Origin of the sequence: Thauera aromatica K172 (genome assembly GCF_003030465.1) — a bacterium.
GTDB classification, from domain to species: Bacteria; Pseudomonadota; Gammaproteobacteria; order Burkholderiales; family Rhodocyclaceae; genus Thauera; species Thauera aromatica.
On sequence record NZ_CP028339.1, the window covers coordinates 1,469,058 to 1,486,450 of the forward strand.

8 protein-coding genes are annotated in these 17,393 nt (G+C 69.1%); 2 read left to right on the top strand and 6 right to left on the bottom strand.

The annotated features are described in order from the left end of the window. Positions 1-8 precede the first annotated feature (8 nt). The gene (locus Tharo_RS07020) at positions 9-4,394 is read right to left on the bottom strand and encodes a PAS domain S-box protein (RefSeq protein ID WP_107220590.1); all 4,386 of its coding nucleotides are present in this window, start codon (positions 4,392-4,394) and stop codon (positions 9-11) included. Between the two features lie 114 nt (positions 4,395-4,508). After that, positions 4,509-6,347 carry a potassium transporter Kup gene (locus Tharo_RS07025; RefSeq protein WP_245881026.1) on the bottom strand — a complete coding sequence of 613 codons (1,839 nt, stop codon included), beginning with the start codon at positions 6,345-6,347 and terminating at the stop codon, positions 4,509-4,511. Positions 6,348-6,688: 341 nt separating this feature from the next. On the opposite strand from Tharo_RS07025, the gene gltX reads away from it, so the two are divergent. Together gltX and Tharo_RS07035 are read left to right on the top strand one after the other, a co-directional pair. Further along, positions 6,689-8,101, top strand: a complete 1,413-nt coding sequence (gene gltX / locus Tharo_RS07030; protein ID WP_107220592.1) for a glutamate--tRNA ligase — start codon at positions 6,689-6,691, stop codon at positions 8,099-8,101. A gap of 190 nt (positions 8,102-8,291) precedes the next feature. After that, positions 8,292-9,944 carry a tetratricopeptide repeat protein gene (locus Tharo_RS07035; protein ID WP_159051670.1) on the top strand — a complete coding sequence of 551 codons (1,653 nt, stop codon included), beginning with the start codon at positions 8,292-8,294 and terminating at the stop codon, positions 9,942-9,944. 115 nt (positions 9,945-10,059) lie between these two features. On the opposite strand, the gene mnmC is transcribed toward Tharo_RS07035, so the two are convergent. From mnmC to Tharo_RS07055, 4 genes are all read right to left on the bottom strand, one after another. Then, on the bottom strand, positions 10,060-11,997 hold the full coding sequence (gene mnmC / locus Tharo_RS07040) for a bifunctional tRNA (5-methylaminomethyl-2-thiouridine)(34)-methyltransferase MnmC2/FAD-dependent 5-carboxymethylaminomethyl-2-thiouridine(34) oxidoreductase MnmC1 (protein WP_107220594.1): 1,938 nt from the start codon (positions 11,995-11,997) through the stop codon (positions 10,060-10,062). 36 nt (positions 11,998-12,033) lie between these two features. Continuing rightward, positions 12,034-12,954 (bottom strand): DUF808 domain-containing protein, encoded by a 921-nt coding sequence (locus Tharo_RS07045; protein ID WP_107220595.1) that lies wholly within the window; start codon positions 12,952-12,954, stop codon positions 12,034-12,036. Positions 12,955-12,962: 8 nt separating this feature from the next. Further along, positions 12,963-14,462, bottom strand: coding sequence for a lysine--tRNA ligase (gene lysS, locus Tharo_RS07050; RefSeq protein WP_107220596.1), 1,500 nt, complete (start codon positions 14,460-14,462; stop codon positions 12,963-12,965). Between the two features lie 130 nt (positions 14,463-14,592). Then, positions 14,593-17,385 (bottom strand): AAA family ATPase, encoded by a 2,793-nt coding sequence (locus tag Tharo_RS07055; RefSeq protein ID WP_107220597.1) that lies wholly within the window; start codon positions 17,383-17,385, stop codon positions 14,593-14,595. Positions 17,386-17,393 lie beyond the last annotated feature (8 nt).

The following is a 17,393-nucleotide window of genomic DNA, read 5'->3' on the forward strand; positions in this document are numbered from 1 at the left end:
TGCCTCGTTCAAGCGGTCTGTTCAGTGCTCAGCTGCTGTTCTATGTGTTGCCGTGTGGCAGCGTGAATGCTGCGGAATTCGCTGATGCAGCGCGCCAGGGAGGCGATGTCGGCGGCCTTGGCCGCCTGCTCCAGCTCGCCGCACAGCTGTTCCAGGTGCAGGGCGCCGACGGCCTGGGAGGACGATTTCAGGCGGTGGGCGATGGCGCTGATGGCGGCGTGGTTACCGCAGCCGCAGGCGTCTTCGAGCTGAGCGGCAAGGAGGCCGAGGGATTCGATGTAGTCGCGCAGGACCTCGCCGATCATCTGGCGGTCGCCTCCGACCAGGCTGGCTAGGGCCTGCCCGTCGAGCAGCGCAGCGCCGGTCTGCCCGGCCGTGCCGCCGGTCTCGGTGCTGGCTGCCACGTGCGGCAGCCAGCGCGTGAGCTCCGCCTCCAGGGTGGCGAGGCGGATCGGTTTGGTCAGGTAAGCGTCCACTCCGACCGCTTCGGCTCGTACGGCCTCGTCGCGCAAGGCATTCGCGGTGAGGACGAGGATCGGGAGGTGCTGCGAGCCGTTCTCCTCGTAGCGGATGCTCTGGGTGAGCTGGTAGCCATCCATTTCCGGCATGTGCAGATCGGTGAGCAGCAGGTCGTAGGAGCCATGGCGCCACATTTCCAGCGCTTCGGCCCCGTCGCGGGCGATTTCGCAGTGGTGGCCGAGCAAGGCCAGCTGGTGCCGGATGACCTTGCGGTTCACCGCATCGTCTTCGGCGACCAGGATGCGATGGCTGCGCCTGTCGCCCGCTGCCGACGCCGCTGCCGGCGGGGCGGGATCGATGCTGGTCGGGGGGCTGGCCAGTTCCAGCGGCAGGCGGACGCTGAACAGCGCGCCACGGCCGGGGTGGCTGTCGACGCCGATCTCGCCGCCCATCAGGTCGACCAGGCGCTTGCAGATCGCCAGGCCCAGGCCGGTGCCGCCGAAGCGGCGGGTGGTCGAGCTTTCGGCCTGGGTGAAGGGAGTGAACAGGTTGCGCTGATGCTCGGCAGCGATGCCGATACCGTTGTCCTCGACTTCGATGAGGAACTGCAGCGGTGTGGTGGCGAGCGCCCGGGCGCGCACCTCGACCCGCCCGCGGCCGGCGGCGGGATTGCGTTCGCGGGCTGAGAACTTGATCGCGTTGCCGACCAGGTTGCAAAGGATCTGCCGCAGGCGCAGCGGCGCGGCGTGGACCCAGCGCGGCATCGCAGCGTCGATATCCACGCCGAGATCGACCCCCTTGGCCGCGGCGAGCGGCATCAGGGTGCGGCACTGATCTTCGATCAGGACCGGGAGGTCGAGGGCCTCCCGGTCGATCTCGAGCTTGCCGGCTTCGATCTTGGAGAAGTCGAGGATGTTGTCGATGATCCCGAGCAGGGTGCTCGCCGACTCGCGGATGCTCTTCACCAGATCGGCCTGGTGGAGGGGCAGATCATCCTGGGCGAGCACGTCGGCGAGGCCGATCACGCCGTTCATCGGCGTGCGGATTTCGTGGCTCATGGCGGCGAGGAAGGCCGACTTCGCCCGGCTGGCCTGCTCGGCATCCTCGCGGGCCTGGGTGAGGCTGGCGATCAGCGCCTGGCGCTCGCGGATGTCGCGCAGGGTGCCGAGGAACAGGCACTCGCCGTCGATGTAGTACTCGGACACGCTCAGTTCCAGGCCGACCGCCGCGCCGCTCTTGTGGCGTCCGGTCACTTCGCGCGAGGAGCCGATCATGTGGCGTTCGCCGCTCTGCAGGTAGCGCGCCAGGTAGTCGTCGTGCTGCTCGCGGTCGGGACTGTCCATCAGGCAGGAGACGTTGCGCCCGAGCAGTTCTTCGGGGGTGTAGCCGAGCAGCGGTTCGATCGCCGGATTGACGCGGCGGATGGTGCCGTGGCGATCGATGGTGATCACGCATTCGAGCAGGTGGTCGAGAATCGCGCGGATTTCCTCCTTTTTGGCTTCGAGCTCGGTCAGGGCCCGGCTGCGCTCCTCGATGCGCTGCTGCAGCTCGGTATTGAGATCGGTGAGCTGTCGTGCGGCGCGGTGCTGTTCGGTCATGTCCCGCGCGGTGGCGAACACCAGCTGGCCCGGTTGCGGCAGGGCCTTCCAGCTCAGCCAGCGCCAGGCGCCGTCCTTGCAGCGGTAGCGGTTCTCGAAGCCCAGCGTGCTGCTGTCGTTATGCGCCAGGCGCTGCAGCTCGTGGCGGGTGGCGGGGATGTCGTCGGGATGGACGAAGTCGAACAGCGGGCGACTGAGCAGTTCCTCCTCGCTCCAGCCCAGGATCCGGGTGAAGGCGGGGTTGACGCTCTTGAAGTAGCCGTCGGTGGAGGCGATGCAGAACAGGTCGAGGGAGAGGTTGAAGAAGCGGTCGTGCTGCTCTTCGGCACGGATGCGCGCGCTGATGTCGTTGAGCAGGATCAGCGAACCGAGGCGGCCCCCGTGCAGGTAGGCGACCGAGGTGAGCTCGGCCCAGGAATAGGAGCCGTCCAGGCGGTGGTAGTGGATCACCGTCGGGTTGGGAGCGGACAGCCCTTTGCTGCGCAGTTCGGTGCGCTCGCGAATGATGTCGCGGCTGTCGGGGTGAACGAAATCGATGAGGGCGCGGCCCAGCAGCTGATCGGCGGAACGGGCGCCGAACATCGCCAGGGTGCGGGCATTGACGAACATGAAGCGGCCATCGCACTGGACGAGGATGCCAAGGGGCGAGAGCTCGATCAGCTGACGGTAGCGTTCTTCGCTCAGGTGCAAGGCGCGCTCGGCTGCCGAACGGGCCTCCAGCTCGCTGCGCAGCTGGGCCGTGCGCTCGCTGACCTCGCGGCTGATCGACGCGTGGCGACCGGCACTGCTGAGGGTGGCGAAGGCCGCGAGCAGCGCGGTGAGCATGATGAAGCCGAGGAAGAGACGCTCCTCGCTGCTCGGGCCGGGTAGCCGGGGCGGGCCGTCGGGCTCCATTTCCAGGCGCCAGCTGCGGCCGCCGAAGTGGAACTCGCGCCGCCAGTCGGGGCTGGCGCCGCTGCGCAGGCCGTCGATCAGCGGGTGTGGCGGGTTGCCCGCGGTGGTGTCGGTGATGCGCACGGCGAGGCCTTGTGCGCGGGCGCGCTCGACCAGCGGGGCGAACAGCTGCGGGATGTCGAGGACGCCGGCCACGTAGCCGGTGGGGTGCTGCGGCCGTTCGCCGCCGGCCTGTCGCCACACCGGGATGTAGGCCAGCGAGGCGTGGCGCCCGGTATGCGGCAGGCGGATCCGGTCGGAGGCGACGGCGATGCCGTTGTCGCGGGCAGCGGCCATCGCCTGCTGGCGCAGTGGCTCGAAGCCGTGGTCGAGGCCGAGCACGTTGCGGCTGACGGCGAACGGCTCGCTGTACAGGATCGGAAAGTATTCGGCGCGGCGACCGGCGGGCTGGAGTTCTCCCTGATCGTCCAGTTCGGCGATGCGGAAGGTGTCGAAGCCTTCGGCGAGCATCGATGCTTCGAAGGCGCGGCGCTGCGCGGCGGTGATGCGCGGTGCCCAGTCCACCGAAAGGATCGCCGGGTGATCGAGAAAGCTGTGGGCGTATTCGCGGAATTCTTCGCGCGTGACCTCACGGCTGGCGGTGAAGAAGTGGGCCAGTCCCTGGAGTGGCAGCAGCGTTTCGACGATGGCCTGGGTTTCATTGTCGCTGATGACTTCCATCAGGGCGTGGGTCTGGCTGCGCGCGCGCAGGTCTATGAGTTGCGCCAGACCGAGATGGCCGAGCACCAGCAGCGTCGTGGTGGCGATCAGCGGCAGGGCGAAGCGGTAGCTGCCGCTGCCAAGCACCCGGAAGGGGTGGGTGCCCGGCCACAGCAGCAGGCCCAGCGGGGCGAACAGCAGCACGCCGAGGGTGTCGCCCGACCACCAGCGCAGCCATTCGTCGACCAGCGCGGCCTCCTCGAGCCGGCCCCCGAAGAAGCGGATGGCGGTGCTCAATGAGGCGGAAAGGAGGCAGGCCAGCGGTCCGGCGCCGATCAGGACGCGGCCCAGCCTCCAGTCGTGGGCGAACGGCAGGTCGTCCTCGAAGTAGCGCCGTGCCAGCCAGGCGCCGAGCAGGGCCTGGGCGGTGACTCCGCTCGCGATCAGGGCCGCGATTCCGGCGCCGGCAAGGGAAGGGTCGAACCACAGGTTGGTCGACAGGCCGCCGAGCCAGACCCCCGGCCAGCAGCGCGGCCCCCAGATCAGCAGGGCGGCCACCGCCACTCCGGCGGCGGGCCACACCGGGGAGGCGTAACCCGAGGAAAGGGGCAGTACCATCGCGGCGCCCCCGGTGAGGGCGTAGAGGAGGGCGACGATCAGGCCGCGGCGCAGGTGCACTTTCGGGGAAAGGGGCGTGCCGGCTGGCCCCGCCCCCTCCGCCGCCTTGATCGCGTTGTCATTCATGCATGGCCTGCCGGTCGTCTTCACGGATCATATCAAGCATGTCCGCGGATGCCGAAGGGCATTTTTCACGGCAGTGGACTCGGCGTTGGCGGAATCCGCCTGCGACCGGGCCGTTCAGAGCTCGATCTGGGTGCCCAGCTCGATGACCCGGTTGGGCGGGATCCTGAAATAGTCCGCGGCGCTGCCGGCGTTGCGGAACATGACGATGAAGAGCTTTTCACGCCACCGCGCCATGCCCGAGCCCATCCGGGACACGAGCGCCTCGCGGCCGAGGAAGAAGGATGTCTCCATCATGTTGATGGACAGGCCCAGTTCACGGCAGCGGGCGAGTTCCACCGGGATGTTGGGTTCGTCCTTGAACCCGTAGTGCACACTCAGCTGATGGAAGCCGAAATCGAGCGGGGTGAGCCGGAGCCGCTCTTGCGGCGGTACGTACGGAATGTCGGCCGTCTCGACCTTGAGGAGGAGCACTTGCTGATGGAGAACCTTGTTGTGCAGCAGGTTGTGGAGCAGCGCCCGCGGCACGCCATCGAGCCAGGTGGTCATGAAGACCGCCGTCCCCGCGACCCGGGGCGGGGGGTCGTTGAACAGGGAGTGAATGAACAGTTCGAGCGGCATCGTGTCGCTGCGGATGCGTTCATTGAGGAGGCTGCGGCCGCGCTTCCAGGTCGTCAGCAAAGTGAAGATCACCGCACCGATGAGCAGCGGGAACCACCCCCCGGCCAGTACCTTGGTCAGGTTGGCGGAAAAGAACGCCATGTCGGTGATCAGGAAAACGAGGATGAACGCCAGTGCCGGCAGCATCCCCCATTCCCATAGCCGGCGCACGACCACGAAGGCGAGCACGGTGTCGATCATCATCGTCAGCGTCACCGCGATGCCGTAGGCCGAGGCCAGCGCGCTCGAGGACTGGAAGCCGACCACGAGGGCGACGACCGCACCGAGCAGCATGCCGTTGATGCCGGGAACGTAGATCTGGCCGATCTCCCTTTCCGAGGTGTGCAGCGTTCGCATCCGCGGCGCGTAACCGAGCTGGATCGCTTGCTGGGTCAGCGAGAAGGCGCCCGAGATGACGGCCTGGCTGGCGATGATGGTGGCCAGGGTCGCCATGCCGACCATCGGGTACAGCAGCGGCTCGGGCACCAGCATGTAGAAGGGGTTGCCGACGTTCTCCGGATGGTCGAGGATCAGCGCGCCCTGCCCAAGGTAGTTCAGGTACAAGGCCGGGAAGACGACGAGAAACCAGCCCAGCTTGATCGGCTTCCGGCCGAAATGTCCCATGTCGGCATACAGGGCCTCGCCACCGGTGATGGCCAGGACGACGGCACCGAGGGCGAGCCAGCCCAGCAGCGGGTTGTGCCACAGGAAGGCCGCCGCCCAGGCTGGGTTCAGGGCGCCGAGGATTTCCGGGTGAAGCCGGATGCCATTGATGCCGAGCGCGGCCAGGATCGCGAACCAGCACAGCATCACCGGCCCGAAAATGGCGCCCACGCTTGCCGTGCCCCGGCGCTGCATCATGAAGAGGCCGACCAGCACCACCAGCGCGATCGGGATCACGAAAGGGCGCAGCGCAGGGGTGGCGACTTCGAGCCCCTCGACCGCCGACAGCACCGAGATCGCCGGAGTGATCATTCCGTCACCGTAGAACAGCGCCGCCCCGAATACGCCCAGCAGCGACAGCAGCGTCGCCTTGCGGCCAGGCTCGACGACCCGCAGCGCGAGCGACATCAAGGCCATGATGCCGCCTTCGCCGCGGTTGTCGGCGCGAGTGATGAAGATCACGTACTTCACCGAGACGACCAGCACCAGCGCCCAGAAAACCAGCGACAGGATGCCGTATACATTGGCGGGCGTGACCGGCACCGCATGGTGGCCGTTGAAGACTTCCTTCAGCGTATACAGGGGGCTCGTGCCGATGTCTCCGTACACGACGCCGATGGCGGCGACGACCATGCCCGGAAGGTTTCCGTGCCTATCGGTGGGAGGGGGGCCGGGAGTGTTCGTCGAGCCAGGTGTCTGCATGGTCTGCCTTCGTACGGGAGGGCTGTGCGGGAAGGGTGTTGCCCCCGATGTCAGGCGTGGGTGTGGGCGGCGGGGCGGATGCTACACAGGAAGCGCATAAAAAAAGTGTAAAGATTGCCCTCTGACCGGGCCTCCCTTGGCATGCGTCGGCTGGCTGCGCTGAGGGCCAGCCATTGCTGCATCGGGGTTAGAATCGCCCCTTTCTGCCGGGACGTGTTGACTCGCGCCCCGGAACCTCACGCCTCCTTTCTTCTGCCGATTTTCCGACATCCATGCCCGCAACGCCCGCTTCCCGTCCCGTCCGCACCCGCTTCGCTCCCAGCCCGACCGGCTACCTGCACATCGGCGGCGCCCGCACCGCGCTGTTCTCCTGGGCCTACGCCCGGCGCCACGGCGGAGCCTTCATCCTGCGCATCGAGGACACCGACGTTGCCCGCTCGACTCCCGAAGCGGTGCAGGCCATTCTCGACGGCATGCGCTGGCTCGGCCTCGCCCACGACGAAGGCCCGTTCTACCAGATGCAGCGCATGGATCGCTACAAGGAAGTGATCCGCCAGATGCTCGCGGCCGGCACCGCCTACCCCTGCTACATGGCGGCGGAAGAACTCGACCGCCTCCGCGAGGAACAACGTGCCCGCGGCGAGAAGCCGCGCTACGACGGGCGCTGGCGTCCCGAGCCGGGCAAGATCCTGCCGCCGCCGCCCGCAGGCGTGCAGCCGGTGGTGCGCTTCCGCAACCCGGGTGACGGCGCCGTGGTCTGGGACGACCTGGTCAAGGGCCGCATCGAGATCGCCAACACCGAGCTCGACGACTTCATCATCGCCCGCGCCGACGGCACCCCGACCTACAACTTCTGCGTGGTGGTCGACGACCAGGACATGGGCATCACCCACGTCATCCGCGGCGACGACCACGTCAACAACACTCCGCGCCAGATCAACGTGCTGCGCGCGCTCGGTGCCGAAGTGCCGCTGTACGCCCACCTGTCGATGATCCTCGGCGACGACGGTACCAAGCTCTCCAAGCGCCACGGCGCGGTGAGCGTGATGCAGTACGACGATGACGGCTACCTGCCCGAGGCGGTGATCAACTACCTCGCGCGCCTGGGCTGGAGCCACGGCGACGACGAGGTCTTCAGCCGCGAGCAGTTCGTCGAATGGTTCGACCTCGACCACATCACGCCCTCGGCGGCGCAGTTCAATACCGAGAAGCTGAACTGGCTCAACGCCCAGTACCTGAAGAAGTCCGACGATGCCTTCCTCGCCGCCGAAGTCGCCAGCCGCCTGGCCCGGCGCGAAGTCAATCCGGAAACCGGCGTCTCCCTGGAGGCGGTGGTCGCGCTGTACAAGGACCGGGTTGCCAACCTCAACGAATTGGCCGACGCGGCCGAGCTCTTCGTCGCCGAGGTGCATCCGGCGCCGGAAGTGATCGGCCAGCACCTGACCGAAACCGCCCGCGCCGCACTTGCCAGCCTGCGCCGCCGCCTGGCCGAGGTCGCCTGGGACAAGGCCGCGCTGGCGCAGGCGATCAAGGACACGATGGCCGAGCACGGCCTGAAGATGCCGCAGGTGGCAATCCCGCTGCGCGTCGCCGTGCTCGGCGTGGCGCAGACGCCTGCGATCGACGCGGTGCTCGAAGTGCTGGGGCGCGAACGCGTGCTCGCGCGCCTCGATCGCCACCTCTGACGCCCGGCCGCCCAGCACTGCCGAAGGCCCTCTGTCCGTACGTCTGAATCCCGCTTTTGAATACCCGGTTTTGAATACGATCTCGCCCCCGACTATGGTGACAGGATAGGCAGGGGCGTTTTTCGCTTCAGCGGGAAACCCCGCGCCGGGCGCGATGTGGGCGCAGACGGCGAACAAAAAAAGGGGGGGAATGATGAAGCGCATCCTGGTTGCAGTGTGGGTTCTGCTCGCCGCCGGCGCCGGGCCGGCCGTCGCCGATCTCAACACCGGGCAGCGGGCGCTCGATCTGAGCGACTACCCGAAGGCCCTGGCCGAGCTGCGCCCGCTCGCCGAGCGCGGCAACAGCAAGGCGCAGTTCCTGCTCGGGAAGATGTACACCTTCGGCTGGGGCGTCGCCCAGGACAAGGAGGAAGGCCTGCGCTGGTACCGCGAGGCCGCCAGCCGCGGGCTGCCTGAAGCGCGCGCGCTGCTGATCCGGCTCTGCGAGCGCGACAGTGATGCCGCTTCCGTCGCCGCGCAGACGGAGCGGCTGAACGGGCTCGGGCCGCTGGAACTGCTCCGGAACGGGCGCAGCCTGTGCGCCAAAGCCGCGCTCCAGCTGGAAGCGAGGCTGGAAAAAGACCCCGCCGAAGCGACCTCCCGCTACCGCCTGCTCGGCTACTACTATTTCAACGCGGCGGGCGAAATCGGCGCACCGAAAACCATCGAAGCCCGCCGCCGCCACATCCTGTGGCTGATCGCCGAGGATCCCGGGAGCGAGCTTGGCGGCGCGGTCGAGGCGCGCATCGCACCGGCCGGAAACGCACTCGCCGACCCCCAGGGCTATGCCGAAGGCAGCCGTCTGTGGTTGCAGCAGGTGGACCGGGCGTCGGCTTCCGCGACGGTATTCGCACACGCTGCGGCCTACCACCAGATTCATGACAAGCCCACCGCCGAGCGCATCCTGCTGGCGGCGAAGTCGCGTTTCCCCGCGGCTGCCGAGCACTACGACGCCAGCCTCGGTTATCTCTACGCGCTCGCCGTTCTCGGCGTGTCCGGGCTCAACCATACCGGCATCCCGGTCGCCGCCAGTCCGCAGGAGGCGTCCAGCCCCTTTGCGGCGAAGGCGCGCAAGGCCCTGGAGCAGTCGGAGAGCGCAGCACTGGCGGGGGTGGCGGGCAAGATCCTCAGCCAGTACGGGGCGATGATGCAGGCCTTCGGCACCTCGGCGACGGGGGAAAGGACACTGGCAGAAAAACTGCTCACGCGCGCCGAGCGCCTGCAGCCGGGCAATCCACTCTGGGCGGAGACGCTCGGCCAGCATCTGCTGATGATGGCCAAGCCGGGCCGCGCCGGCGGCGGCGATGGACGCGCGATGCAGCGCGCGCTGGGCTACCTGGAAAAAAGCCTGGCGCAGACGGGCGAGCCGGAGTGGCGCATGAGCCGTCTCCAGGAAGTTGCGAAGCTCGCGCTCAAGCTCGGTGAGCAGGCAAAGGCGGAGCGATACGCGCGGGAACTGCTGGCGCTCGCCGAGCCGCATCCGCAGGATGAGAAATACGGTCCGGCCTGGCACGACGGGCACATGGTGATGGGGCAGCTGGCGCTGCAGCGTGGATCGGTGGCCGAGGCACGCGAGCATCTGCGGGCAGCGGGTGAGACTGCGGGCGGCGGGACGCTGACCTCCTTCGGGCCGAACATGGGGCTGGCCAGGGACCTGCTGCAGCGGGGCGAAAAGCAGGCCGTGATCGACTACCTGAGGCAGTGCCAGAACTTCTGGACGGGAGCGCAAGTCCCGATCGAGCGCTGGATTCAGGACATCGAGCATGGACGTACGCCCGAATTCGGTGCCAACCTGGAGTACTGACGCGGAGCCGGGCGGGCAGGGGCGGAGCGACCTTTCCCGGCCGCATCTTCCTGGCCACCCTGTCCCCGGCAGCTGCCTCCTGACGGCGATCTTTCCGGACTTTCGTCCGACTGCGTCAGCCGGTGGCCCGGCTGCGGGGCGGGCGCAGCAGGAAGCGTGCCGGATCGAGCGCCTCGCACAGGTCGCGCTCAAGCGGTAGCGGGTCGCCGTCGAGCGTGCTGGCGAGCAGCTCGGCGGCGATCTCCGACCACACCAGGCCGCGCGCGCCGTAGCCCGACAGCACCCAGGCGTCTGGCTGGCGCGGGATGGCGGCGAGCGGAGTGGCCGTGGCGGCTGCGGATGCGGCGGGAAGGGCGCCGACCATCGGCAGGCGGTCGGGCGAAGTCGGGCGGAAGCCGACGCGGCCGCCGACATCGGCGGGGGCGAGCCCGGCGGTGATTCCCGGCAGCATGGCGTCGAGCCGGGCGAGGTTGTCGGCGTGGTCGCGCAGGCGTGGCGCCGCATCCTCGTCGTCGATGTCGAAGGTGGCGCCGGTGCAGTGCTGGCCGTCGACTTCGGGGCTGACGTACCCACCGCGGCACACGACCACGCGCGGCGCGCTGCCCGGTTCCGCCGGCAACAGCGAGACCTGGCCGCGCGCACTGCCGATCGGCAGCAGGCGGGCGGCAACGAAGTCGCGCACCGCGGTGCCGATGGCAAGCACCAGGACGGCCGCGCCGGCGATCTTCGTGCCCTGTTCGTCGAGGGCGCACCAGCCGTTTTCGTCGCGCTGCAGGGCGCCGAGCTTGCGGCCGAAATGGGGGCGGACCCGATCGCCGTGACGGGCGAGGTTGGCGGCGCACAGGCTGGGCGGGTGCACCCAGCCGCTGTCGCCGAACCACCAGCCGCCGATCGGCACCGGCCAGCCGGCAAGGGCGGAAGCTTCGTCGGCGGTGAGGTAACGGAGATGCTGCACGGGCAGGCCGAGCCGCTCGACCACGGCGCGCATCTTCGCCGCCTGGGGGGCGTCGTGCGCCAGATGCAGCACGCCGCACGCTGCGGCCTTCACCGACTCACCCGCGGCGCGCAGGCGGGCGATGTGGCGCCAGCCGTAGAGGGTGCCGGCGCGCGTCAGCCGGCTCATGCGGTTGTCGTCGACGCTGGGAAGCGGGCGCAGCACCCCGGCGAGGTTGCCGGACGCGCCGCGGGCGGGCCCGGCGGCGGCGTCGATGAGCTCGACGCGCCAGCCGCGGGCGGCGAGGCGCTCGGCCAGGGCGCAGCCGGCGAGACCGGCGCCGACGATCAGGGCATGGCGGCGGGGGGCCGCATCCGGCGTTCCGCCCGCGGGCTGCGGCGCCGTGCCGGCGGCGCCCGGCAGGCGTCCGCGCAGCATCTGGCGCTTGCCGCCGAAGCCGGCGGCTTTCGCAAGCTCGAAACCGGCGTCGTGCAGGTTCCGGCGCACCGCGCCGGCAACCGACCAGGTGGCGAGCGTGGCGCCCGGCGCGGCGAGGTGGGCGAGTTGCCGGCAAAGCTGCGGCGACCACAGCTCGGGGTTCCTGGCCGGGGAAAAACCGTCGAGGTAGAAGGCGTCGGCCCGGGCGACGAGCTGCGCCAGGCCTTCGCGCGCATCGCCCAAATACAGCGTCAGGGTGATGCGCTCGCCGTCGAGGTGGAGGCGGTGCAGGCCGGGGGCGAGCACCGGCCACTGCGCGCGCAGCGCCGCGGACAGTTCGGCGAACTGCGGCCAGCGCCGGTGGAGGCGGGCGAGATCGTCGGTGCCGAACGGGTGGAGTTCGCAGGAAACGAAGTGGAGCCGCCCGCAGCGCTCGGGATCGTCACGCCAGGAAGCCCAGGTGGCGAGGAAATTCAGCCCCAGGCCGAAGCCGGTCTCGAGCACCACGAAGCGCTCGCGGCCGCGCCAGCGCTGCGGCAGGCCGTTGCCGGCGAGGAACACGTGATGCGCCTGGCCGAGCCCGCCGTCGGTGGAGTGATAGACGTCGCCGAAGGTGTCGGACCAGGGCGTGCCGTCTTCGGCGAAGGCGAGGCGCGCCGGAACGAGGGGTTGTGCTGCCATGCCGCGACCGGGCGCAGGAGGTTCGCCGGGCGCCGTTCAGTGAGCGGCCGTCCGCGCGGGCAGGATGCGCCTGGCGAGGCTGACGGCCACCAGCACCAGCGCGCCGGCGACGATGCCGAACACGCCGTCGAGCAGGCTCGGCAGCAGGGCGCCGCTCAGGCCGTCCAGGTCGGCGGTGAGGGTTTCGATCAGGTGATGCACCGGCGGCAGGCCGTGCGTCAGGATGCCGCCGCCGACGAGGAACATCGCCACCGTGCCCAGCACCGAGAGCGTGCGCATCAGCCACGGCGCCAGCCACAGGATCGCCCAACCGATGCCGCGCGCAACGGCGTTGGCCCGGCGACTGAGGAACAGCCCGGCGTCGTCGAGCTTGACGATGCCGGCGACGAGGCCATACACCCCGATCGTCATCATCACCGCGATGCTGATCAGCACCGCAACCTGGGTGCCGAAGGCCAGACCGCCGACGACACCGAGCGCGATGACGATGATTTCCGCCGAGAGGATGAAGTCGGTCCGCACCGCGCCCTTGATCTTGTCCTTCTCCAGCGCGACCAGATCGGTGTCCGGATCGACCAGTGCCTTCACGACCTCGCGGTGGTGTTCGGCATCTTCCTTGCCATGCAGGAACTTGTGCACCAGCTTCTCGAAACCTTCGAAGCACAGGAAGGCGCCGCCCAGCATCAGCAGCGGGGCGATCAGCCAGGGGATGAAGGCGCTGATCGCCAGCGCCGCCGGCACCAGGATCGCCTTGTTGATCAGCGAACCTTTCGCCACCGCCCATACCACCGGCAGTTCGCGCTCGGCCTGCACGCCGGTGACCTGCTGGGCGTTCAGCGCGAGGTCGTCGCCCAGCACACCGGCGGTCTTCTTGGTTGCGACCTTGGTCATCGTGGCGACGTCGTCGAGCACGCTCGCGATGTCGTCGAGAAGCAGGAACAGGCTGCCGCCGGCCATGGTGGGGATTACTCCGGGCGCATCTGGGGGAAGAGGATGACGTCGCGGATCGAGGGCGAATCGGTCAGCAGCATCACCAGGCGGTCGATGCCGATGCCGCAGCCGCCGGTCGGGGGCAGGCCGTATTCGAGCGCGCGGATGTAGTCGGCATCGAAGTACATCGCTTCCTCGTCGCCGGCTTCCTTGGCCGCGACCTGGGCGCGGAAGCGCGCGGCCTGGTCTTCGGGGTCGTTGAGTTCGGAGAAGCCGTTAGCGATCTCGCGGCCGACGATGAAGAGCTCGAAGCGCTCGGTGATCTCGGGATCGGTGTCGGAGGCGCGCGCCAGCGGCGAGACCTCGACCGGGTAGTCGATGATGAAGGTCGGCTCCCACAGCTCGGCTTCGGCGCAGGCTTCGAAGAGCTGCAGCTGCAGGCTGCCCAGCCCGCCCGGCTTCACCTTCTCGCCGAAGGCGACGATCTTGTCCTTGATCCACGCGGCGTCGGCCAGCTGCGCTTCGGTGAAACCCGGGTGGTACTTGCGGATCGCCTGGACGATGGTGAGGCGGTGGAAGGGCTTGGAGAGGTCGAGCTCGCGGCCCTGGTAGACGAAGGACTCGGTGCCGAGCGCCTCGCGCGCGGCCTGGCGGATCAGGCCTTCGGTGAAGTCCATCAGCGTGCGGTAGTTAGCGTACGCCTCGTAGAACTCCATCATGGTGAATTCGGGGTTGTGGCGGGGGCTGAGGCCTTCGTTGCGGAAGTTGCGGTTGACCTCGAAGACCTTCTCGAAGCCGCCCACCACCAGACGCTTGAGGTAGAGCTCGGGCGCGATGCGCAGGAACAGCTCCATGTCGAGCGCGTTGTGGTGGGTGGTGAAGGGTTTCGCCGCGGCGCCGCCGGGGATGGGGTGCATCATCGGCGTCTCGACTTCGAGGAAGCCGTGGCCGGTCATGTAGTTGCGGATCGACTGGACCATGCGGCTGCGGGCGACGAAGGTGAAGCGCGTCTGCTCGTTCATGATCATGTCGACGTAGCGCTGACGGTACTTCTGCTCGACGTCGGTGAGGCCGTGGAACTTGTCCGGCAGCGGACGCAGGCTCTTGGTCAGCAGGCGGATCTCGGCGGCCTTGACCGAGAGCTCGCCGGTCTTGGTCTTGAACACGGTGCCGACGCAGCCGACGATGTCGCCGATGTCCCAGTGCTTGAATTCGGCATAGACGCCCTCGCCCACGGCGTCGCGCTGGACGTAGAGCTGGATGCGCCCGGAAAGGTCCTGGATGGTGACGAAGCTCGCCTTGCCCATCACCCGCTTCAACATGATGCGCCCGGCGACCCTGACCTCGACCGGGGTGGCTTCCAGCTCTTCGGCCTCCTTCTCGCCATACAGCTCGTCGAGCTTGCCGGCGGTGTTCTCGCGCGAGAAGTCGTTGGGGAAGGCGCGGCCACTGGCGCGCCAGGCGGCGAGTTTCTCGCGGCGCTCGGCGATCAGGTGGTTTTCGTCCACGGGCGGGGTGTTGGTCTGTTCGGACATGGCGTCTGCTTCGATTTTGTGGAAAGTGCGAGCGCGTGCCGCAGCGCGCGCGAAAGGCGTAATTGTGGCAGGGCGGCGAGGGTGGGGCAATTCCGGGTGCGTCCGGGGGGCGTCCGGAATGCCTCCGGGCTCAATCCAGCGCCCGCTGCAGGACGCCGATGGTCGGCGCCCAGTCGTCGCCGGGCGCCTTCTTGCGTGTGACCAGGGTGAGCTGGGCGGGGGCGAAGACGTTGGCGTTGTGGGTGACCGGAGTGGTGATCAGGTACTGCGCGCGGGTGGCGCGGAGGAAGGTGCCGACGCGGTCGATGTTGGCGACGTCCAGATGGGCGAAGGGCTCGTCGATGAAGACGAAGCCGCCGGGGCGGGCCTCGTCCATCAGCAGGCCGATCAAGAGGATCAGCGACTTCATCACCTGCTGGCCGCCCGAGGCCTCGCCGTCGTTGAGGCCGACCGCGCCCTTGCGATCGAAGTCGAAGCGCACTTCGAGCCCGGCCTGGGCGAGCGAGAGGTCGTCGTTTTCCAGATGCGGAGTGGGGCAGTCGACGCCGACGTTGGCCAGCTCGCCGAGCGCTTTCAGGTTTTTTGCGTACTGGCGCACGGTGGCGCGCAGCTTGGCGATGTAGGCGGCGCGGGCGTTGTCGCTATGCAGCCGCGCGGTGGCGCAGTAGCCCTGGCGGTTCAGGTAGTCGCGCTCGCGCACGACGACGTCGGCGGCGAGGCGGTCGCGCACGACCAGCACTGCGGGATCGGTGATCCAGTCGCCTTCGTCGAGATGGCGGCGCAGGCGCTCGAACTGCAGGCGGGCGCCGCGGGCGTCGCCGTAGCGGTCGACGAGGAGCGCGAGTTCGGCGGTGTCCAGCCCGTGCGCCGGGATGGCGTGCCGGCGACGGCGCAGCCGGACGATGCGCTCGGCCTGGGCGTGGCGGCGCGGGCCGTGCTCGCGCGCGAGCTCGGCCAGGCGCAGCTCGATGGCCTTCAGCTCGCGGGTGCGGCGGTCGAGTTCGATCTGGATGCCGTTGATCTTTTCGGTGAGGCGGTCGAGCTCGCCGCGGGTTTCGCTGCGCGCGCCGATCGCTTCGGTCAGGGCCTTGCGTGCGGCGGGCAGCTCGGCCTCGGCGCTGGCGTAGGTCCCGGCCTTGGCGGCGAGCAGTTGGGCCGACTGCAGACCGAGCAGGCGCTGGCGGATCGTGGTGAGTCCGGCGGCGGCGGTGTCGAGCCGGGGGCGCAGGGCCTGGAGCTGCTTGTCGAGCGCGGTGATCTCGTCTTGCAGCGCGGCGATGCGTGACTGGCGGGCGAGTTCGCCGAAGTGGAATTCCTGCGGCCGGCCGAGATGGCGGGCGCCGCGGCGCTCGCGGTGGTAGCCGTCGCGGGTGATCCATTCCTGCTCGCGCGGCAGCGCGCGGGCGGCGTCGGCGTCGTCGACGCGGCGGATGCGGTTGAGCAGGTCGGCGAGCCAGCGCGGCACCGGGGCGCTGAATTCGACCACCTCGGCCAGGCTCAGCGGCCGCGGCGGCGGGGCGGTTTCGCGCTCGGGGACGATGAAATGGCGGAAGCGCTCGCGCTCGCCGAGCGCCCAGGCGGCATGGCGGTCGGATTCGCGCTCGAGCAGGATCAGGTGGCGGTAGGGGCGCAGGATGGCTTCGAGTGCGCCCTGCCAGGCGGGGTCGGTGACTTCGACCACCTCGGCGAGGCTGTGGTGGGCGATCCCGTCGGCGTTCAGGCGGACGCGGAAGCGCGCGACTTCGGCGTCGCCCGGCGGGCCGGCGCGGTTGCGTTCGGCGCGCAAGGCGGCGGTCTTGTCCTCGAAGGCAGCGACCAGTTCGCGCTCCTTGCGGCGCAGCGCGGCAAGCGCGGCGTCGGCTTGTTCGTGCTCCTGTTCCAGCGTGAGGGCGTCGGCACCGTGCTCGCTGGCGAGTTGGGCGCGCAGCGCGTCGCGCTCTTCGAGCAGCTTGTCGAGGTCGCGCAGGCGGTCGTGGGCGGCGAGGTAGCGTTGTTCGGTGCTGCCGTCGGACGCCTTCAGCCGTTTGCGCTCGGCCTGAGCGGCGTCCTGCTCGGCGCGCACCGCGTCCAGGCGCTGGCGCGCTTCGCGCTGTTCGGCGAGCTGTTCACCGCGCTCGTGGCCGGCGCGGTGCAGGGCTTCGCGCTCGGTGGCGATCTCGCGCTCGAGTTCGGCGAGTTCCAGGCGCGGCACGATCTCGGTGTCCAGCGCCCGGGCCTCGTCGGCGAGCCGCTTCCATTCGAGGAAGCGGTTGGCCTCGGCCTTCTTTTCTTCGGCCTGGGTCTTCAGGCGTTCGAGGTCGATGCCGATCTCGCCGAGTTCGCGCTCGGCCGATTTCTGCTCCTCGCGCGCGGCCTGGTAGTTGTCCAGCACTTCCTTGTCGCCGAAAACGTCGAAGACGAGCTCGAGCAGCGCCTTCGGCGAGTATTCGCACAGCTTGTCGGTGTCGCCCTGTTCCAGTGCCAGCACCTTGGTGATCGCCGGCGTCAACCCGCCCCAGGCGAGGCGGTGCTGGTAGTCGCGCAGGCCGATCCAGTCGTTGGTGGTTTCGAGGGTCTCGATCGGCTGATCGCCGTCGACGATCGTGTAGTCGCGGATCCAGTCGCCGCCGGCCTTGCGGATGCGGCAGGCGAGCGTGACCTCGTCGGCGAGGCAGGGGAAGAAGGGGCGCCTGCCGCTGTGGCCGGGCTGGTTGGCGACGACCGCGCGGATCCAGGCGAAGCTGCGCTCGGCGCGACGCACGTAGCGGCGGTAGTCGCGCTTGCCCGAGCAGCGCAGCGCGAAGAGGGTGCGCAGGGCGTCGAGCAGGGTGGTCTTGCCCGAGCCGTTGGGGCCGACGATGGTGATGATCTGCGCGTCCAGCGGCAGCGAGAAGCGGCGCCAGAAATCCCAATGGACGAGTTCGAGGGTCTTGATGTGGAACATGGATGGCC